18 protein-coding genes and 1 pseudogene are annotated in these 20191 nt (G+C 56.1%); 9 read left to right on the top strand and 10 right to left on the bottom strand.

Translation table 11 applies throughout. The annotated features are described in order from the left end of the window. Nucleotides 1–4 precede the first annotated feature (4 nt). A complete protein-coding gene (gene ghrB / locus IB212_RS00935) occupies nucleotides 5–979 on the top strand; it encodes a glyoxylate/hydroxypyruvate reductase GhrB (protein ID WP_047363372.1) in 975 nt (324 codons plus the stop codon). Nucleotides 980–1037: 58 nt separating this feature from the next. Here the strand turns inward: ghrB and cspA are convergent, their stop codons facing one another. Continuing rightward, nucleotides 1038–1250, bottom strand: coding sequence for an RNA chaperone/antiterminator CspA (gene cspA, locus IB212_RS00930; RefSeq protein WP_003860775.1), 213 nt, complete (start codon nucleotides 1248–1250; stop codon nucleotides 1038–1040). Between the two features lie 247 nt (nucleotides 1251–1497). Further along, the gene (locus IB212_RS00925; RefSeq protein WP_045260020.1) at nucleotides 1498–2208 is read right to left on the bottom strand and encodes a DUF3053 domain-containing protein; all 711 of its coding nucleotides are present in this window, start codon (nucleotides 2206–2208) and stop codon (nucleotides 1498–1500) included. 331 nt (nucleotides 2209–2539) lie between these two features. On the opposite strand from IB212_RS00925, the gene IB212_RS00920 reads away from it, so the two are divergent. Next, the gene (locus IB212_RS00920) at nucleotides 2540–2827 is read left to right on the top strand and encodes an HTH-type transcriptional regulator (RefSeq protein ID WP_028015078.1); all 288 of its coding nucleotides are present in this window, start codon (nucleotides 2540–2542) and stop codon (nucleotides 2825–2827) included. Nucleotides 2828–2865: 38 nt separating this feature from the next. Here IB212_RS00920 and IB212_RS00915 read toward each other — a convergent pair whose 3' ends face one another. Next, nucleotides 2866–4485 carry an ABC-F family ATP-binding cassette domain-containing protein gene (locus IB212_RS00915; protein ID WP_188245815.1) on the bottom strand — a complete coding sequence of 540 codons (1620 nt, stop codon included), beginning with the start codon at nucleotides 4483–4485 and terminating at the stop codon, nucleotides 2866–2868. 704 nt (nucleotides 4486–5189) lie between these two features. On the opposite strand from IB212_RS00915, the pseudogene IB212_RS00910 reads away from it, so the two are divergent. Then, a pseudogene (locus tag IB212_RS00910) lies at nucleotides 5190–5369 on the top strand (hypothetical protein); the annotation flags it as partial. Then, entirely contained in the window at nucleotides 5297–5707 is a 411-nt protein-coding gene (locus IB212_RS00905) for a hypothetical protein (RefSeq protein WP_409033788.1), read from the top strand. The pseudogene IB212_RS00910 and the gene IB212_RS00905, both read left to right, overlap by 73 nt. 93 nt (nucleotides 5708–5800) lie before the next feature. Here IB212_RS00905 and glyS read toward each other — a convergent pair whose 3' ends face one another. The 3 genes from glyS to IB212_RS00890 all read right to left on the bottom strand — a co-directional run bounded on the left by glyS (nucleotide 5801) and on the right by IB212_RS00890 (nucleotide 9257). Beyond that, on the bottom strand, nucleotides 5801–7870 hold the full coding sequence (gene glyS / locus IB212_RS00900) for a glycine--tRNA ligase subunit beta (protein WP_028015075.1): 2070 nt from the start codon (nucleotides 7868–7870) through the stop codon (nucleotides 5801–5803). 9 nt (nucleotides 7871–7879) lie between these two features. Then, on the bottom strand, nucleotides 7880–8791 hold the full coding sequence (glyQ, locus tag IB212_RS00895) for a glycine--tRNA ligase subunit alpha (protein WP_003860141.1): 912 nt from the start codon (nucleotides 8789–8791) through the stop codon (nucleotides 7880–7882). A 160-nt stretch (nucleotides 8792–8951) separates the two neighbouring features. Further along, on the bottom strand, nucleotides 8952–9257 hold the full coding sequence (locus IB212_RS00890; RefSeq protein ID WP_047363363.1) for a YsaB family lipoprotein: 306 nt from the start codon (nucleotides 9255–9257) through the stop codon (nucleotides 8952–8954). A gap of 182 nt (nucleotides 9258–9439) precedes the next feature. On the opposite strand from IB212_RS00890, the gene IB212_RS00885 reads away from it, so the two are divergent. After that, nucleotides 9440–10435: an acyltransferase gene (locus IB212_RS00885; RefSeq protein WP_188245817.1), complete on the top strand. Its 996-nt coding sequence runs from the start codon at nucleotides 9440–9442 to the stop codon at nucleotides 10433–10435. Here IB212_RS00885 and IB212_RS00880 read toward each other — a convergent pair. The 4 genes from IB212_RS00880 to xylA form a co-directional block, all read right to left on the bottom strand. Beyond that, nucleotides 10428–11348 (bottom strand): GlxA family transcriptional regulator, encoded by a 921-nt coding sequence (locus IB212_RS00880; RefSeq protein ID WP_060572018.1) that lies wholly within the window; start codon nucleotides 11346–11348, stop codon nucleotides 10428–10430. The genes IB212_RS00885 and IB212_RS00880 overlap by 8 nt on opposite strands. After that, the gene (locus IB212_RS00875; RefSeq protein WP_045630278.1) at nucleotides 11348–11887 is read right to left on the bottom strand and encodes an isochorismatase family protein; all 540 of its coding nucleotides are present in this window, start codon (nucleotides 11885–11887) and stop codon (nucleotides 11348–11350) included. Before IB212_RS00875 ends, IB212_RS00880 begins: the two co-directional genes overlap by 1 nt. 103 nt (nucleotides 11888–11990) lie before the next feature. Beyond that, complete coding sequence (gene xylB, locus IB212_RS00870) at nucleotides 11991–13445, bottom strand: xylulokinase (protein WP_188245818.1); 1455 nt, start codon at nucleotides 13443–13445, stop codon at nucleotides 11991–11993. 61 nt (nucleotides 13446–13506) lie between these two features. Continuing rightward, nucleotides 13507–14829: a xylose isomerase gene (gene xylA / locus IB212_RS00865; RefSeq protein WP_088204493.1), complete on the bottom strand. Its 1323-nt coding sequence runs from the start codon at nucleotides 14827–14829 to the stop codon at nucleotides 13507–13509. A 371-nt stretch (nucleotides 14830–15200) separates the two neighbouring features. Between xylA and xylF the strand changes: the two genes are divergently transcribed. The 4 genes from xylF to xylR all read left to right on the top strand — a co-directional run bounded on the left by xylF (nucleotide 15201) and on the right by xylR (nucleotide 20178). After that, nucleotides 15201–16193 (top strand): D-xylose ABC transporter substrate-binding protein, encoded by a 993-nt coding sequence (xylF, locus tag IB212_RS00860; RefSeq protein WP_041911619.1) that lies wholly within the window; start codon nucleotides 15201–15203, stop codon nucleotides 16191–16193. 72 nt (nucleotides 16194–16265) lie between these two features. Further along, the gene (locus tag IB212_RS00855) at nucleotides 16266–17807 is read left to right on the top strand and encodes a xylose ABC transporter ATP-binding protein (protein WP_041911620.1); all 1542 of its coding nucleotides are present in this window, start codon (nucleotides 16266–16268) and stop codon (nucleotides 17805–17807) included. After that, entirely contained in the window at nucleotides 17785–18966 is a 1182-nt protein-coding gene (gene xylH, locus IB212_RS00850) for a xylose ABC transporter permease XylH (protein WP_041911621.1), read from the top strand. Before IB212_RS00855 ends, xylH begins: the two co-directional genes overlap by 23 nt. Nucleotides 18967–18999: 33 nt before the next feature. Continuing rightward, complete coding sequence (xylR, locus tag IB212_RS00845; protein ID WP_041911622.1) at nucleotides 19000–20178, top strand: D-xylose utilization transcriptional activator XylR; 1179 nt, start codon at nucleotides 19000–19002, stop codon at nucleotides 20176–20178. Nucleotides 20179–20191: the final 13 nt, after the last annotated feature.

Genomic DNA, 20191 nt, shown 5'->3' with positions numbered 1-20191 from the left:
TAGCATGAAGCCGTCCGTCATTTTGTATAAAGCTCTGCCGGAAGATCTGCAGAAACGCCTGGAAGAACACTTCACCGTTACGCAGGTGAAGAACCTGGGCCCGGAGACCGTGGCGCAGCACGCCGATGCGTTCGCCAACGCCGAAGGCCTGCTGGGTTCAAGCGAAAAAGTGGATATCGCCCTGCTGGAGAAAATGCCGAAGCTTCGTGCTACCTCAACCGTTTCCGTGGGTTATGACAATTTCGACGTGGATGCCCTGAACGCCCGTAAAATCCTGCTGATGCACACGCCGCATGCCCTGACGGAAACCGTGGCAGATACGCTGATGGCGCTGGTGCTCAGCACGGCCCGTCGCGTGGTGGAAGTGGCCGAGCGTGTGAAAGCCGGCGAATGGACTAAAAGCATTGGGCCGGACTGGTTCGGCGTGGATGTGCATGGCAAAACGCTGGGCATCGTGGGTATGGGGCGTATCGGGCTGGCGCTGGCGCAGCGCGCGCATTTCGGCTTCAACATGCCGATTCTGTATAACGCGCGCCGTCATCACAGTGAAGCAGAAGAACGCTTCAACGCGCGTTACTGCGAGCTGGATACGCTGCTGCAGGAAGCCGATTTTGTTTGCCTGATCCTGCCGCTGACGGATGAAACGCGCCATCTGATTGGCAAATCCGCGTTTGAAAAAATGAAGAAGTCCGCCATCTTCATCAACGCGGGTCGCGGCCCGGTGGTGGATGAGCAGGCGCTGATTGAAGCGCTGCAAAGCGGCGAGATCCACGCCGCGGGTCTGGACGTGTTTGAGCAGGAGCCGCTTCCGGTGGATTCCCCGCTGCTGAGCATGCCAAACGTCGTCGCCCTGCCACACATCGGCTCTGCTACCCACGAGACGCGCTACAATATGGCGGCGACGGCAGTAGATAACCTGATAGCCGCGCTTGCCGGAAAAGTAGACAGGAACTGCGTTAACCCGCAGATCCAACAGTAGAAACGAAAAAACCCGCCAGAAGGCGGGTTTTTGAATTTTGTGCTACTGGGTTGGAAGCTTACAGGCTTACAACGTTACCAGCTGCTGGGCCTTTAGCGCCGCTTTCGATGGTGAAGGAAACTTTCTGACCTTCGTCCAGAGATTTGTAGCCATCGTTCTGGATAGCAGAGAAGTGTACGAACACGTCTTTAGAGCCATCGTCAGGAGTGATGAAGCCGAAACCTTTATCAGCGTTGAACCATTTAACCAGACCAGTCATTTTAGCAGACATAGAAATTACCTTATTAACAAATATATTGTGCCTTCCGGCTTGATGGATTGCGTTACAGATTTTTAAGCGATGAAGGAAGGGTCACTACGAAGGGTATCTATGGATAACAATCTGGACTGCTTTACTAAACTGCTTTAGGTCTGTGTAACAAACCGACGCGAACAGTTATACCGATGTGGTAGAGGAATGACAAGCGTTATTTTCTGAATGCCGAAAAAAAACCCCGCCTGAGGCGGGGTTTTTCGGTTTATTCTGTAGCAGCGACTGCTGCGCCCCACGCCTGGCTAAAGGCCTGGTGCTGGGCGGCCAGCGGCCCAATCAGCGTATTGTACTGACTTGCCTGCTGCGAGGTTGGGAACTGAATGCCGTTGGCAACAAAGCTCACCTGTGTCCCCTGCTGCGAGATGAAATCCCCGACCTGAACCAGCTGCTGAGTGAAGACCTGCGCGGCCGGAATCAGCGGTTGTATCGCTTCAGACGGTTTCGTCACTACTTTCTCATACACTTTATCGAAGACCGGTTTGAGATCCTCGCCCTGCTTCAGCGCAGAACGTGACGCGTCAGCCTGCATTTTCGCATTTTGCAGCTGCTGGCTCAGCACGCCGAGCGCACCGTTGGACTGTCGCAGCGGCTCGCGCTGAGTCATATAATCCTGGGGAACACGAATGGCGTTCACGCTATCCACTACCGGGCGGATACCGGAGTCCATCGCCTGGCTCACCTGCTGTGAATACCCATAAAGAATGGCGTAATCGGACACAAAGGGGCCAAACTGTTTTTTCTGATCCGCAGTCAGCGTCGGCAACCGCTCGCCGCTGCGCATCACTGTATTCTGCAGAAAATCGATAAACGCTTTGCGCTGATCGCCTTCTTTATCAAAACACCCACTCAGGCTAACAACCATCAACAACGCCGCAATAGGCGCAAACCAGCGAGAGCAGGACTTTCCTGTCGCCATTTTATTACTCCTTTCACCCAAAAAAGCGCACACCGGCACACGCGTGCCCGACGCTGACAAGGATAGTCCAGGTCAGCCTTGCAAGATACTCTTTTCATGTAAAACGACTATTGCCGATTTATTTCTTACTATTTACAAAAAAATACCTGGCGAAGCCGACATATGGTTAATCAGGGAATTAGCATAATTATCCAGATAGCTGAATCGCGTAAAGCGATCGTTACCGCACGATTAATCTCAGCCGTGACGATCCTTGGTTTGTATTAGGGACTATTCTTAATTGGCTCTCTGATGTTCTTGATCACGATGTGAGATTTAAGAGGAGTTCTCAATGGAATATAAAGATCCTGAGTTTGAGCTGCTGAGCAGTCTGGAACAGATCGTTTTTAAAGATGTACCGCAGGCCATTACCCTGCAACAAAAATCCAATCCCTTTACAGAATATGAGCAATTGCGCAAAGGGACAGGACTGAAAACTGAAGAATTCGCCAGAGCGATGGGTGTCAGCGTGGCTATGGTGCTGGAGTGGGAGTCAAAACGAGAGAAACCCACCCCAACCGAGTTAAAGCTGATGCGCCTGATTCAGGCCAACCCTGCACTCAGCAAACAGATAGCGTAGTGAAGATTGAATGCCCCCGCCGTTGCGGGGGCTTGTGTTTAAAGGCTCTCGAAACGCCAGCCCGTCTCTTCCCACACCATCTCGTGCGTCAGCGTTAACCCTTTTAAAAACGCATCATCGTGTGACACCACCAGCAGCGCGCCGGGGAAACCAGCCAGCGCCGCTTCAATAGCCTGCACTGAGGCCAGATCCAGATGGTTGGTCGGTTCATCCAGCAACAGGAGCTGCGTGGCCTCCCCGCGCCAAAGCACGCAGGCCAGCGCAGCCTTCAGACGCTCACCGCCGCTCAGTTCCGCCAGCGGGAGCGAGACTTTGTCGGCCCCCAGTTGAAGCTGGGCTAAACGGGTGCGTAACATACCCTCTTCCAGGGGCGTATTGCCCAGGTTGAGGTGCGTCATGACCGACTGCGACAGATCGAGCCGGGAAAGATGCTGATCGAGATAAGCACAGCTGACCGACACCTTGCAGGTTCCTGAGCGTGGACTAATGTCGCCGAGGATGGCTTTCAACAGCGTCGATTTCCCGCAGCCGTTCGGACCTTTTAGCGCCACGCGCATTGGCCCGTCCATCCGCCAGCTAAGCGGAGGAACAGGCACATGCGGCAGCACCAGATCTTCCAGCACCAGCACCTGTTTACCTTCCGGGATCTGACTCCCCGGCAGGGTAAACATCACCGGGTTATCTTCTTCAACCCGCTCACGCGCCTTGTTTACCGCGGCATTCAGGGCTTCATTATGCTCGCTGTGCTGTTTTTTCCAGGCGCCGATACGTTCCTTTGCCGCGCCTTTGTATTTGACGCGTTCAAACGACGCGATATTCAGGGTATCGACGGTGCGTAATGTTTTTGCCGAGCGCCGCTGGCTGTCGTCATGCTCTTTTTGCATACGTGCGCGGGTGCGTTTGCGCTCCGTGGCCGCATGTTCCAGCGCCGCGCGGGCCGCCTGCTGTTCGGCATCGCGCTGGGTTTGATAATCCGCATAATTCCCGCCGTAGCTGCGCAGCCCGCCGCTGCTTAGCTCAAGAATACGCGGCACCTGCGCCAGCAGCTCACGGTCATGGGAGGCGACGAGCACGCCGCCCTGATAACGGGCAAGCTGGTCGTAGAACCACGCCCGTCCTTGTCGATCCAGATGGTTAGTCGGTTCGTCCAGCAGCAGGAAATCCGCTTCAGCCGTAAATGCCCCGCACAGCAGCGCGCGAATACGCTCGCCGCCGCTGAGCTCACCGGCTGGCTTATCTGGATCAAACGGCGGAAGTTTCGCCCGGACAAACGCCTCGCCAAGACGTTCAGCTAAATCCCAGAATCCATCAAGCATTTCCAGATCGTCAGGCTGGTAATCGCCGCTGTCGATACGCGCTCGCGCCGCGAAGATGGCCTTGTACCCGAGCAGCTCAGCCAGCGTCGTGTGCGGCAAAATGTCCTGCTGCTGAGCCACATAGACATGTGTTCCGGTACGTTCAATATGCCCGCTTGCAGGCTCATCAAGCCCCGCCAGCAGACGCAGCAGACGCGTTTTCCCGCTACCGTTACGGCCAACCAGAGCGCACAGAGACGGCTCCAGAGAAAAACTCAGCGGACCAAAAAGGGTATCGCCCGTCGCAAACTGACAGGTGACCTGATGCAAAATAAAAGAAGGGGACTGCGCAAAATGAGCCATAAGCACTCCTGAATGAAATCAAAACATCCCCTGCCCACGCGGTGGCGTTTAGCAAGGATCGAAATTCATCAGTCGTGTTTGTTCATTTTTGGGGGGCGCTCCAGAGCGAGAAATTTAACGGAGATAAGGATAGCGGTAATGGGTTGACCATTTCAAGGTTAAATTTTGGGCGACTTATACTCCCTCTTCCTTTGGGCTGAGGGATCCCCACCAAATATTGCCTGCACAGACGGCCCCCTCTCCCTTGAGGGAGAGGGCTGAGGTGAGGGGAAGCATACGACTCTGGTGGTCATTCCGTTCACTTTATGTTCCTTGCTACTCTGTAACGACAATACCCGTGAACGTGCCAGGGTGGCTCAATCGCCACCACCCTGGCTACCCGGGCTCCCGGCGATTTACAGCCGGACCATAGCGTCGCTGTAAGACCTCTGCCCGCAGTATGCTTTTCATTGCGGTAATTTTGCGAGTCTCTTTCCAGAAATGGTAATATCCTCAGTGGCATAGCTCAAATCTATTGCCGCCTGTTTTGATGAGCAGTAAGTTCTCTTTGCACCTGCAAAATCAGGTGCCGGGTTTAGCATCCTGGCTTATCTTATCGGCGGCACATTATGTGCAGCATGCTTTGCTACATCTCAATGGTGGGCTGAGCAGGGGCATCGAAAGATGCGCCGGTATCCGATAAGGCCGGTAATGCTAACTCTGTTCAGTCCACCACCAGCGAAGTTAGCATTTCCGGTGGTGGAAGCTTTATCACTTATCGGAGGCTGCCAATATGGCTACTACCCCAACCCAAGCTCATTCTTTATTCACCCTGCCCTTCAACCACGCCACCGACTTCACCAAACTGGCGGATAACTGCGAACGTTTTACCGACGCACTGGTAGATTGCGAAGAACCCGCCCCAAAAATGGCGCTTTACGGCAGACTTTATGCCTGTCTGAATCTTCTGCAACCCACGCTTCTGGAACCTGTTCCGGACGCTTTAAAAGCCAGCCTGACCGTGAAGGAACTCCCGTCACGCGTTCCGGCTTTCGAACCCGAATGCGATCAGCTGGGGCGCTACTGTCAGGAGCTTACGCAGATGCTGATGAACGGCTCACTGCCGCGACAATCTGAAATCGTGATGGAAGATTTGCTGTGCGAGCTGGTCAGCTACTTTGCTGATACGCTGAAGGCACCGCGCTGGCTGCAGACAGACGAAGGCACAATCGCGATCGGCTAAACCTGCCGGATGGCGCTGCGCTTATCCGGTCTACAAAAGACCCATAAAAAAACCCGCCGAAGCGGGTTTTTAGCATGTGTTACAACGGGCACATTACTGCAGCAGCGAAATATCCGCCACGCGCAGGAACAGCTCGCGCAGTTTTTCGAGCATGGAGAGACGGTTAATACGCAGTTCTTTATCTTCTACGTTCACCATCACTTTCTCGAAGAAGGCGTCGATCACGTCACGCAGCTCCGCCAGCTCAACCAGCGCTTCCTGGTAACGACCTTCCGCGAAGTACGGCTCGAGCTTGTCGCGCAGCACCACAACCTGCATCGCCAGAGCGATCTCTTCCGGCTCTTTCAGCGTCGCGGCGTTTACACGCTCGTTCAGCGTCTCGTCGGATTTCGCCAGGATGTTGGATACACGCTTGTTGGCCGCCGCCAGAGCAGATGCCGCTTCCAGCGTACGGAAGTGGGAAACCGCCTTCATACGCGCATCGAAATCAGCCGGACGGGTTGGACGACGCGCCAGCACCGCCTGAATGGTGTCGACGGTGTAACCTTCGTCCTGATACCACGCGCGGAAACGGCCGAGCATAAAGTCGATCACGTCATCCACAACGTTCGCGTTGGTCAGCTTGTCGCCGTACAGACGCACCGCTTCTTCGGTCAGGGTCTGCAGATCAAGGTTCAGGTTCTTCTCAACGATGATGCGCAGCACGCCCAGCGCGGCACGACGCAGCGCAAACGGGTCTTTATCGCCTTTCGGATGCTGGCCGATGCCGAAGATACCCGCCAGAGTGTCCATCTTATCGGCAATCGCCACGGCGCAGGCAACCGGGTTGGACGGCAGATCGTCGCCCGCAAAGCGCGGCTGATACTGCTCGTTCAGAGCTACGGCCACGTCTTCCGCTTCGCCATCGTGACGCGCGTAGTGCATGCCCATTACGCCCTGGGTGTCGGTGAATTCGAACACCATGTTGGTCATCAGGTCGCATTTGGAGAGCAGGCCCGCGCGGGTCGCGTGGTTAACGTCGGCACCGATTTCACGGGCGATCCAGCCGGACAGCTCCGCGATACGGTCGGTTTTGTCGCGCAGCGTACCCAGCTGCTGCTGGAACAGCACGGTCTGCAGGCGCGGCAGGTTATCTTCCAGACGCTTTTTACGGTCGGTATTGAAGAAGAACTCGGCATCCGCCAGACGCGGGCGCACCACTTTCTCGTTACCGGAGATAATCTGGCTCGGATCTTTCGATTCGATGTTCGCCACGAAGATGAAGTTTGGCAGCAGCTTGCCGTCGTTGGCGTAAACCGGGAAGTACTTCTGGTCACCCTTCATGGTATAAACCAGCGCTTCTGCCGGAACGGCCAGGAATTTCTCTTCGAATTTTGCGGTCAGCACAACCGGCCATTCCACCAGAGAAGTGACCTCTTCCAGCAGGCTGTCGCTCAGGTCGGCATTACCGCCAATCTTACGCGCCGCTTCTTCCGCGTCCGCTTTAATTTTGGCTTTACGCTGTTCGTAGTCGGCAATCACTTTACCGCGTTCCAGCAGGATCTGCGGGTACTGGTCGGCATTGTCGATGGTGAACTCTGGCTCGCCCATAAAGCGGTGGCCGCGGATCACGCGATCGGACGCCACGCCCAGAATGGTCGCCGGGATAACGGTGTCGCCCAGCAGCAGGGTCACGGTGTGTACCGGACGCACGAAGTGTACGTCAGACGCGCCCCAGCGCATCAGCTTAGGAATCGGCAGCTTCGCCAGAGAAGTGGCGATCATGTTTGGCAGCAGCGCTTCCGCGCTTTCGCCTTTCACGTGGGCACGATACAGCAGCCATTCGCCTTTATCGGTGGTCAGACGCTCGGCCTGATCGACGGTGATGCCGCAGCCGCGCGCCCAGCCTTCGGCAGCCTTGCTTGGCTTGCCTTCCGCGTCAAACGCCTGGGCAATCGCCGGGCCACGTTTTTCGACTTCACGATCCGGCTGAGACGCCGCCAGATTTGCCACTTTCAGCGCCAGACGACGCGGCGCGGCAAACCACTCAATTTTACCGTGCGCCAGGCCAGCGTTATCCAGCTCGGCGGTCACGTTCGCAGCAAAAGATTCAGCCAGGCTGCGCAGGGCTTTTGGTGGCAGCTCTTCGGTGCCGATTTCCACCAGGAAAGTTTTCTCAGACATGACCGCCTCTTATTTGTTTCGGTTGCACATCGGGAAGCCAAGGGCTTCACGGGACGCGTAGTAAGCTTCTGCAACGGCTTTGGTCAGGGTACGAATACGCAGAATGTAGCGCTGACGTTCAGTCACGGAGATGGCTTTGCGGGCGTCCAGCAGGTTGAAGCTGTGGGCGGCCTTCAGAATACGCTCGTAGGCAGGCAGCGGCAGCGGAGTTTCCAGCGCCAGCAGCTGCTGAGCCTCTTTCTCGTACTGCTCGAAGCAGGTGAACAGGAAATCCACGTCCGCGTATTCGAAGTTATAGGTGGATTGCTCCACTTCGTTCTGATGGAACACGTCACCGTAGGTGGTTTTACCCAGCGGGCCGTCGCTCCAGACCAGGTCGTAAACGCTGTCTACGCCCTGAATGTACATGGCCAGACGTTCCAGACCGTAGGTGATTTCACCGGTGATCGGCTTACATTCCAGACCACCGACCTGCTGGAAGTAGGTGAACTGGGTCACTTCCATGCCGTTCAGCCACACTTCCCAACCGAGACCCCAGGCACCCAGCGTTGGGTTTTCCCAGTTGTCTTCCACGAAACGGATGTCGTGGATGGTTGGATCCATACCCAGCTCTTTCAGCGACCCGAGATACAGTTCCTGAATGTTGTCGGGTGATGGCTTAATCACCACCTGGAACTGATAGTAATGCTGCAGACGGTTCGGGTTTTCACCGTAACGACCATCGGTCGGACGACGGGAAGGCTGCACATACGCGGTCGCCATTGGCTCTGGCCCCAACGCGCGCAGGCTGGTCATCGGGTGTGAAGTGCCGGCGCCGACTTCCATGTCCAAAGGTTGAACAATGGTACAGCCCTGACGAGCCCAGTAATCCTGTAAGGTCAGGATCAGGCCCTGGAAGGTCTTGGTATCAAACTTTTGCATAGTATTTCGTGCTGGATACGTGTGGTTTTAAATGGAAGGGACCAGTATACCCGCTGGCTGCAAGATATACAGTACGAAACGGGGTTGTTTAGGGAAAATTGGGAAATAAGCCTTCCGGCCAGAACGCTGGCGGCGTCTGGTTGTTGATTATGCGAGCAGGCTAGCGCATGGAGAGATGTAAAAACTGACCGTCCGCATCAAACGAGCAGACAAAGCCCTCTTTACGCGCAGTATACCCTCTAAGCTCATAGCTGCCCTGAAAGCGCTCGAATCCGATAACGTTAATTTTCTGAACGTCCGAGTTATAGCGCCGAGCGGCCCGCTCTTTACAGAGCGCTTCCATATTCAGCGAACGCTCCGGGCTTATTTTTCCCTGCTGCGCTTTTTGCACGGGGACTTCCTGTGGCGTACTGCATCCTGCCAGCATGAATAGCAGAAAGAGTGATGCCACACGCTTCATCATCATTTTTATTACCGTCCTGGTCAGCGGCTGTTATTTTTAGTATCAACACTTTTATAGATTAAGGTCTGCCATTCTGCGAATCTCGCGGTCTCCCGGCAAGCCTGCGCATAAAACTCAGAATTTTCCAAACGAAGACTTTTGGACAATGGGAGTCCCACTCACTTTACAGGGAATAAGAGGAACTGATGCCGTCAAAAATTAACTGGATTGATAACCTGCGCGGAATAGCGTGTCTGATGGTGGTCATGATCCACACGACGACCTGGTATGTCACGAATGCCCACAGCATCAGCCCCGTTAACTGGGATATTGCCAATATCCTCAACTCCGCGTCGCGCGTCAGCGTGCCGCTGTTTTTTATGATTTCCGGCTTTCTCTTTTTTGGCGAGCGTAGCGCGCAGCCGAGGCACTTCATCCGCATCGCGGCCTGTCTGGGGTTCTACAGCGCCGTTGCCCTGCTCTATATCACCCTGTTTACCTCCATTAACGCCGGGTTATCCCTCAAATATTTGCTGCAAAAACCGGTTTTCTACCACCTGTGGTTCTTCTTCGCCATCATCGTTATCTATCTGGTCTCTCCGCTCATTCAGGTGAAAAACGTCAGCGGGAAAATCCTTCTGGCCCTGATGGTGGTGATTGGCATCGTCGCCAACCCGAACACGGTTTCGCAGAAAATCGACGGTTTCGAATGGTTGCCGGTAAACCTCTATATCAACGGCGACACCTTCTACTACGTGCTTTACGGCATGCTGGGGCGCGCCATCGGGATGATGGATACGCAAAAGCGCGGTCTGAACTGGCTCTGCGGAGCGCTGTTTATCGCCGGCGTGGCGGTGATTTCACGCGGGACGCTACATGAGCTTCAGTGGCGCGGCAATTTTGCCGATACCTGGTATCTGTATTGCGGGCCGATGGTCTTTATCTGTGCCGTATCGCTGCTCACGCTCGTTAAAAACACCCTGAATGCGCGTCCCCTTCCCGTGCTGGGCTTTATCTCGCGGCACTCGCTGGGAATTTACGGTTTTCACGCGCTGGTGATCCACGCCCTGCGAACGAGGGGCGTTGAGCTCAAAAACTGGCCGGTGCTGGATATCGTCTGGATTTTTGCCGCTACGCTGGTTATCAGCCTGCTGCTGTCGATGCTGCTGCAAAAAATCGACACTCGCCGCTTCGTCAGCTAACGCTGCGCTGCCGGGCGCGGTGGTACTGGCGCGGGGAGGAGAAGCCTGCCGCCAGCGAGGCCTGTTCCACGCCGCGCCCCTGCATCAGCCACTGCTCCGCCACCGCCAGACGCAGCTGCTCCAGATAATCGCGGACGCTAATCCCTAAATGCGTCTGGAAAAGCCGGGTGAGATGGCGCGGGCTGACGTGCGCCAGTGCGGCAATGTCAGGCAAACTCCACGTTTTTTGCGGCTCGGCGGTGAGCGCATCCTGCGCCCGATGGATCGCCGGATGAAGATGATTGCGGTAGCGCAGCCACGGTGAAAGCTGGGGATCGTCACCGGAACGGCGGAACCAGACCACCATCTCGCGCGCCACGGCCAGCGCCTTTTCGGGACCGCACAGGCGGTTAATCATATGCAGCGCCAGATCGATGCCCGACGTGATCCCCGCGCTGGTCCAGATATTCTCGTCCTGTACAAAGATGCGGTTTTCTTTAATCGTCGCCGTGGGAGCCACAGTGCGTAAACGGCTGATAACGTCATGGTGGGTTGTGCACTGTTTGTTATTCAGCAGGCCCGATTTCGCCGCCAGCAGCGCACCAGAACAGACGCACATCACCGTGATATCCCGGCGCTGAATGACCGGCTGCAGGCGCATTAGCCAGTGCTGGATCTGCTGCGCCTGCGGCGTTGAGAACTGAGCGCGGGAGTCGCTCACCCCCGGCAGGACCAGCAGACTCCCTGGAGGCAGACTTTCCGGCAACGGCTGGATGCCGCCCATCGTCAGGCCTATCGACGTCGGCACGTCCGGTTGCGGCCCAATGTAATGCAGACGAAACGCGTCGCCAGCCAGCACAAAGGTCTCCGCCGGGCCTGACATATCCAGTGCCAGTACCCCGGGTAACATCACGAACCAGACGTCGATGCGCATTACAGTGACTCCAGCGTCTCCGCTACCGTTTTAATGTCGGCAAAACGCCCGGCCAGTACCGTCTCGGTACGGTGGCGAATTTCCGCTGCGCTCAGGGTAATGCCCCTGTACGTCATGGGAAACGTCAGCGTTGCCTCGCTCACAAACGTCACAGCATAACCCAGATCGGATGCTACCCGAGCGGTGGTTTCACAGCATTGTTCCGTGCGAATGCCGCAGATGATCAGCTGGTTGATATCACGCTCGCGCAGCCAGCGGTCAAGCCCGGTATCCGTGAAGGCATTATGGACGTGTTTCTGGAAAACCACATCCGGCTGATGACGCAAAAAGGCCATCGGTTTGACATAGCCGCTTTGCAGCGTGAAGGGGCCGTCTTCATCCACATGAAAAATATCAACGACTGGAATACCGCGCGCCTGGCAGCCTTCAATCAGCCCCAGCATCGCCTGCTGAAAGGCAGGAATGTCGCCCTCCTGCCAGTAAGGGCGATGATGGAAGGACTGCTGAGTATCAATATTGATGAGTGCAATGCGTGACATGATAAATCTCCTCGCCAGTGGGTGTGTCACCATACTGGCAAGGAAAGAGAGGCACGCACAGACCAAAAAAGGACATCCTCGTGCCTCTGTCGGACAAGCGAGTTTATGACATCAGCGGCAGCAGCTGCTGATAGATTTTGCGGAACACCTCGCGCCTTTCTGCATAACGAGCATGTCCTGCCGCGTCAGGCACATGCGCCTGTTCAAGCGTAAGCTGCGACAGCAGCTGCGAAAGCGGCTTGTCCGGGTTCATAGCGATCTGCGCCAGACGCGCGGCGCCGAGCGCGGGGCCAACATCCCCTCCCGTGCGGAAATCCAGCTGCAACCCGCTGATATCCGCCAGCATCTGTCGCCAGTAAGGGCTTCGCGCGCCGCCGCCAATCAGGGTGACGCTCGCCGGTTTCAGGCCGCAGTCGTGCACCACATCCATTCCGTCGGCCAGCGCATACCCCACACCTTCCAGAACCGCACGCGCCAGCTCTGCCGGGCCGTGCTGATGGGTTAGGCCAAAGAATACCCCTTTCGCTTCCGGGTTGTTGTGCGGCGTACGCTCGCCAGAAAGATAGGGTAAAAACCAGACGGTACTCGCCGCGTCATCCGCTTGCTGCGCTGCCGCAATGAGTGCCGGAACGTCCGCCATGCCGGTAAGCTTCGCCGCCCAGTCCAGGCAGGATGCCGCGCTCAGCATCACCGACATCAAATGCCATTTTCCCGGAAGCGCATGACAGAAACTGTGCACAGCGCTTTCGGGATTGCTGCGATAGCCGTCGCTGACGGCAAAATAGACCCCAGAGGTTCCCAGCGACAGCATCGCCTGCCCCGCCTCAACCATCCCGACACCCACGGCACCCGCCGCGTTATCACCGCCCCCGGCCACCACCGGTACGGCAGGCATATTCCAGCGTTCCGCAACGTCTGGCAGCAGCGTACCCGTCACCTCACAGCCTTCGAACAGCGCGGGCATATGTTCCCGGGTCAGATGGCAGGCATCCAGCATCGCCTCGCTCCAGTCGCGTTTCGCCACGTCGAGCCACATCGTGCCGGCGGCATCGGACATGTCGCTGGCGAAATCGCCCGTCATACGAAAGCGCAGATAGTCTTTTGGCAGCAGGACTTTCGCCACCTGACGGAAAATCTCCGGCTCGTGGCGCTGTACCCACAAAAGTTTTGGTGCGGTGAAGCCCGGCATCATCAGGTTGCCCGTAATCTCGCGGGACGTGGGCACACGCGCTTCAAGGATTGCGCACTCTTCCGCACAGCGGCCATCGTTCCAGAGAATAGCCGGGCGCAGAACGCGATGCTGGCTATCCAGCAACGTTGCACCATGCATTTGTCCGGCAATGCCCAGCGCTTTCACGTCGCGCAGGCTGTGCTGCTCGCCTAAGGCTTTCATCGCGCGATCCGTCGCCTGCCACCACTGCTCCGGGTCCTGCTCCGACCACAGCGGATGCGGGCGTGAAACCTGCAGCTTTTCAGTCTGCGTTGCTAACACGTCGCCCTGCTCGCTTAACAGGATGGCTTTCACACCCGATGTGCCAAGATCGATCCCGATATACATTGTGGTGACTCCTTTGACAGAAATGCCCGGTGGCGCTTCCGCTTACCGGGCCTGGATGCTGTTATTTATCGAACAGGTAGTGATTAACCAGGTTTTCCAGCAATTCCTGATGCCCGCTCTGGTGCTGCGGCGCCAGCTGCTGTTGTTCAGCGTACTTCGCGATGTCCGCAAGCGATAACTGACCCTTCAAAATTTGCTGGCCCAGCTCACTGTTCCAGCCGCTGTAGCGCTTCGCCACGCGCTTATCCAGCTCGCCGTCTTCAATCATACGCGCCGCCACTTTCAGCGCCAGCGCCATGGTGTCCATCGCGCCAATGTGGCCGTAGAACAGATCGTATTTGTCGGTGCTCTGGCGACGCACCTTGGCGTCAAAGTTGAGGCCGCCGGTGGTGAAACCGCCCGCTTTGACGATCTCGTACATCACCAGCGCATTCTCTTCCACGCTGTTCGGGAACTGGTCGGTATCCCAGCCCAGCTGCGGATCGCCGCGGTTCGCATCTACCGATCCGAAGATGCCCAGCGCAATCGCAGAGGCAATTTCGTGGTGGAATGAGTGGCCCGCCAGGGTAGCGTGGTTAGCCTCAATATTCACTTTGATCTCTTTTTCCAGACCAAACTGCTTCAGGAAGCCATACACGGTGGCGACATCGTAGTCGTACTGATGCTTGGTTGGTTCCTGCGGTTTAGGCTCGATCAGCAGCGTGCCGCGGAAGCCGATTTTGTGCTTATGGTCGACAACCATCTGCATAAAGCGGCCAATCTGCTCGCGCTCCTGGCGCAGGTCGGTATTGAGCAGGGTTTCATAGCCTTCACGGCCGCCCCACAGCACATAGTTTTCGCCGCCCAGCTGATGCGTAGCGTTCATTGCCGTCACCACCTGCGTAGCCGCCCAGCTAAACACTTCCGGATCCGGGTTGGTGGCCGCACCCGCACCGTAGCGTGGGTTGGTGAAGCAGTTTGCCGTACCCCAGAGCAGCTTCACGCCGCTTTGCTGCTGTTTTTCTGCCAGCACGTCCACCATCTGCGCAAAATTGTTCAGGTACTCTTTCAGCGACGCCCCTTCTGGCGATACGTCAACATCATGGAAGCAGTAGTACGGTACGTTCAGCTTGTGGAAGAACTCAAACGCCACGTCGGCTTTGCGTTTCGCCAGCTCGATGGCCTCACCCGGCTGTTGCCACGGACGGTCAAAGGAACCCACGCCGAACATATCGGCGCCGTTCCAGCAGAAGGTATGCCAGTAACAGGCGGCAAAGCGCAGATGATCTTCCATGCGCTTACCCAGCACCAGCTCATCCGGATTGTAGTGACGAAATGCTAAAGGATTGGTCGTTTTTGGGCCTTCGTAACGAACGCGATCGAGTTGGTCGAAATAAGCTTGCATATTGAGCTCCATAATCAGGGTATGCGGCGAGTCGTTGATTCAGGAGTAATAGTGAATAGACATTTTGGGTTGCTCAATTACGTTATTTCACACTGCTATTGAGAGAATGCACAACTGTGCGCTGGCTCGCAAAATAATGCGCAGACAAACTATTTTTCGGCGCACATTCCAGAATCAAATGTAATTAAGGCGTTACGAATTTTAAAATCCGATCGCGGTCATAAATTCAGAAATAAACCAAATATCGTAATGAGAAGATAAAAATCTGTAATTGCCAGCCCGCCTTTCCGCGTTAAAAATTTGCTGCGACCCAGCAGTGAATGTTTCTTTTATCTCAGCAACACATACCCCTACAAAAAGGCCTAATAATTATGAAGATAAAGAACCTGACCCTAACGCTCTGCACTACGCTCCTCCTTGTAAGCTTTGCAGGACATGCCAAGGAGGTCAAAATTGGTATGGCGATTGATGACCTGCGTCTGGAGCGCTGGCAAAAAGATCGCGATATTTTTGTGAAAAAAGCGGAATCACTCGGTGCGAATGTGTTTGTTCAGTCGGCTAACGGCAATGAAGAAACGCAAATGTCGCAGATCGAGAATATGATCAACCGGGGAGTCGATGTTCTGGTCATTATCCCTTATAACGGCCAGGTATTAAGTAACGTGGTGAAAGAAGCGAAGCAGGAAGGCATAAAAGTTCTCGCTTATGACCGCATGATTAATAACGCCGATATTGATTATTATATTTCCTTCGACAATGAAAAAGTGGGCGAATTACAGGCGCAAAGCCTGATCGACAAAGTGCCTCAAGGCAATTATTTCCTGATGGGCGGTTCGCCGGTGGATAACAACGCCAAACTGTTCCGCGAAGGGCAAATGAAGGTCCTTAAGCCGTACATCGACAGCGGCAAAATTAAGGTGGTCGGCGATCAGTGGGCCGACGGATGGTTACCAGAAAATGCCCTGAAGATTATGGAAAATGCGCTGACGGCCAATAACAACAAAATTGATGCTGTCGTGGCCTCCAACGATGCCACAGCAGGCGGGGCTATTCAGGCTCTGAGTGCCCAGGGACTGGCCGGTAAAGTCGCGATTTCTGGTCAGGATGCCGACCTGGCGGGCGTAAAACGCATTATCGCAGGTACTCAGACCATGACGGTCTACAAACCGATTACCGAACTTGCCAATACGGCGGCGGAAATTGCCGTTGAGCTGGGCAACGGTAAGCAACCTAAAGCAGATGCAACGCTGAATAACGGCCTGAAAGACGTTCCGGCTCGCCTGCTCACGCCAATTGAAGTCAATAAAGAGAACATTGACGCCACCGTTATTAAAGACGGTTTCCACAAGAAGAGCGAACTGTAATCCGGCGCTGCCCCTGCTCTGCGGGGGCGCATCACGTTGTACTGTTCTTCCCTCGGGTTATGTGGAGCAGTTATGCCTTATTTACTTGAAATGAAAAGCATCACCAAGCGCTTCGGCGCGGTGAAAGCCGTCGACAACGTCAGTCTCCGGTTGAACCCTGGCGAAGTGGTTTCGCTGTGTGGCGAGAACGGTTCGGGCAAATCAACGCTGATGAAAGTCCTGTGTGGGATCTACCCGCACGGCAGTTACGAAGGCGAAATTGTCTTTGCCGGTGAAGTCATCCAGGCGACGCACATTCGCGACACCGAACGTAAAGGCATCGCCATCATCCACCAGGAGCTGGCGCTGGTGAAACATCTCACCGTGCTGGAGAACATCTTCCTCGGAGCCGAGATTTCCCGCCACGGCGTGCTGGATTACGACACCATGACGCTCCGCTGTGAAAAGCTGCTGGCGCAGGTGAGCCTCAACATTTCACCGGATACCCGCGTGGGCGATCTGGGGCTGGGGCAACAGCAGCTGGTCGAAATTGCGAAGGCGCTGAATAAACAGGTCAGGTTGCTGATCCTCGATGAGCCAACGGCGTCGCTCACCGAACAGGAAACTGCGGTTCTGCTCAATATCATCCGCGATCTGCAAAACCACGGTATCGCCTGCATCTACATTTCGCACAAGCTGAACGAGGTAAAAGCCATTTCGGACACCATCTGTGTGATCCGCGACGGGCAACACATCGGCACGCGTGAAGCTGCGGGCATGAGTGAAGATGACATCATCACCATGATGGTGGGCCGCGAGCTGACCGCGCTCTACCCGAATGAGCCCCACAGTCAGGGCGATGAAGTGCTGCGCGTGGAAAACCTGACCGCGTGGCACCCCGTTAACCGCCACATTAAGCGGGTCAATAACGTTTCGTTTTCCCTTCACAGCGGCGAAATTCTTGGGATTGCTGGGCTCGTCGGTGCCGGGCGCACCGAAGCCGTGCAGTGCCTGTTTGGCGTGTGGCCAGGGCGCTGGGAGGGCACGATATATATAGACGGCCAGCCCGTGAGAATCGACAACTGCCAGCAGGCGATTGCCCGCGGCATTGCCATGGTGCCGGAAGACCGCAAAAAAGACGGCATCGTACCGGTCATGGCGGTGGGTAAAAACATCACCCTTGCGGCACTCGATCGGTTCTCCGGCGCGCTGAGCAGCCTGGATGATGCCGCCGAGCAGCAGTGCATCCTTCAGTCACTTGCCCGGCTGAAGGTCAAAACCTCCTCGCCGGAACTGGCGATTGGCCGACTGAGCGGCGGTAACCAGCAGAAGGCGATTCTGGCGCGCTGTCTGCTCCTCAATCCACGCATATTAATCCTTGATGAGCCGACGCGCGGGATCGATATCGGTGCCAAATACGAAATCTACAAACTGATTAATCAGCTTGTACAGCAAGGGATTGCCGTCATTGTCATCTCGTCTGAGTTACCCGAAGTGCTCGGCCTGAGCGACCGCGTGCTGGTCATGCACGAGGGGAAACTGAAAGCCAACCTGATTAACCAGAACCTGACGCAGGAGCAGGTGATGGAAGCCGCTTTAAGGAGCGAACGTCATGTCGAAAAGCAATCCGTCTGATATCAAAGTCGCTGTTCCGACGCCCGGCGCGTTCGCGGGGCTAAAAGCGCTGAACCTGCAGGTTTTCGTGATGATCGCGGCGATTATCGTCATCATGCTGTTCTTCACGTGGATGACGGATGGCTCGTACTTAAGCGCGCGTAACGTCTCAAACCTGCTCCGCCAGACCGCCATCACCGGCATCCTGGCCGTGGGCATGGTGTTCGTGATCATCTCTGCGGAAATCGACCTGTCGGTCGGGTCGATGATGGGTCTTCTCGGCGGCGTGGCGGCCATTTTTGACGTCTGGCTCGGCTGGCCGCTGCCGCTAACCGTCGCGGTGACGCTGGTACTGGGGCTGGTTTTAGGGGCCTGGAACGGCTGGTGGGTTGCCTATCGGAAGGTGCCATCGTTTATCGTCACCCTGGCGGGAATGCTGGCCTTCCGCGGGATCTTGATCGGTATCACCAACGGCACGACCGTCTCCCCGACCAGCGCGGCGATGTCGCAAATTGGCCAGAGTTACCTCTCGGACAGCATAGGCTTTACTATCGGCGTGGTGGGACTGCTGGCGTTTGTCGCGTGGCAGTGGCGTGGACGTATGCGCCGTCAGGCGCTGGGTCTTGCGTCGCCAGCGTCAACGTCCGTGGTAGGACGTCAGGCGCTGACGGCGGTCATTGTGCTGGGCGCCATCTGGCTTCTTAACGACTATCGCGGCGTTCCGACGCCGGTACTGCTGCTGGCGCTGTTACTGCTCGGCGGCATGTTTATGGCGACGCGCACCGCGTTTGGCCGTCGTATTTATGCCATCGGCGGCAACCTTGAAGCTGCTCGCCTGTCGGGTATTAACGTCGAACGTACCAAGCTGGCGGTTTTCGCCATTAACGGCCTGATGGTCGCTATCGCCGGGTTGATCCTCAGCTCGCGTCTGGGGGCAGGCTCTCCTTCCGCCGGTAACATCGCCGAGCTGGATGCTATCGCTGCCTGCGTCATCGGTGGCACCAGCCTCGCAGGCGGTATCGGTAGCGTGGCGGGCGCGGTCATGGGGGCATTTATCATGGCGTCGTTGGATAACGGGATGAGTATGATGGACGTCCCGACGTTTTGGCAGTATATCGTCAAGGGGGCCATTCTTTTACTGGCAGTCTGGATGGACTCTGCCACCAAGCGACGAGCCTGATAACCGCATTGTGACTTAACTGGGAAGCGAGCCATGTTTGAAAAGCGTCACCGCATTACGTTGTTATTCAATGCCAACAAAGCCTACGACCGTCAGGTGGTAGAAGGCGTGGGTGAATATTTGCAGGCGTCGCAATCCGAATGGGATATTTTTATTGAAGAAGATTTCCGCACCCGTCTGGAGAACATCAAAGACTGGCTGGGTGATGGCGTTATCGCCGACTATGACGATCCTATCATCGAGCAGCTGCTAACCGACGTCGACGTGCCGATTGTGGGCGTCGGCGGCTCGTATCATTCACCCGAACACTACCCGCCGGTCCACTACATCGCCACCGATAATCATGCCCTGGTCGAGGCCGCCTTTCTCCATTTAAAGGAGAAAGGCGTCCATCGCTTCGCGTTTTATGGTTTACCCGCCACCAGCGGCAAGCGCTGGGCCGTGGAGCGTGAACATGCGTTTTGCCAGCTGGTCGCACAGGAGAAGTACCGCGGCGTGGTCTATCAGGGGCTGGAAACCGCACCGGAAAACTGGCAGCACGCGCAAAACCGCCTGGCGGACTGGCTGCAAACGCTGCCACCGCAAACCGGCATTATTGCCGTGACGGACGCCCGGGCCCGACACGTGCTGCAGGTCTGCGAACATTTGCATATCCCGGTGCCCGAAAAACTGTGCGTAATTGGCATTGATAACGAAGAACTGACCCGCTACCTGTCCCGCGTGGCGCTCTCCTCCGTAGCTCAGGGCACACGTCAGATGGGCTATCAGGCGGCAAAGCTGTTGCACCGTCTGCTGGATAAAGAGGCTCTGCCGCTTCAGCGCCTGCTGGTTCCCCCCGTCCGCGTCGTTGAGCGTCGCTCAACCGATTATCGCTCCCTAAGCGACCCGGCCGTCATTCAGGCCATGCACTATATCCGCAACCACGCCTGCAAAGGGATTAAGGTCGATCAGGTCCTGGACTCGGTGGGCATTTCCCGCTCGAATCTGGAGAAGCGGTTCAAAGAAGAGGTGGGCGAAACCATTCATGCCGTCATTCATGCGGAGAAGCTGGAGAAAGCCCGCAGCCTGCTTGTCTCTACGTCACTGTCGATCAACGAAATCTCGCAGATGTGCGGCTATCCGTCGCTGCAGTATTTCTATTCGGTGTTTCGCAAAGAGTATGACACCACGCCGAAAGAGTACCGGGATCGCCACAGCGAGGTGCTGATATAGAAAAGGAAACGCC

It is taken from the genome of Enterobacter sp. E12 (assembly GCF_014596715.2).
Taxonomy (GTDB): Bacteria; Pseudomonadota; Gammaproteobacteria; order Enterobacterales; family Enterobacteriaceae; genus Enterobacter; species Enterobacter bugandensis.
The sequence above is the reverse complement of the archived record's forward strand: the minus strand, read 5'-3'. Positions and strand labels throughout refer to the sequence as shown.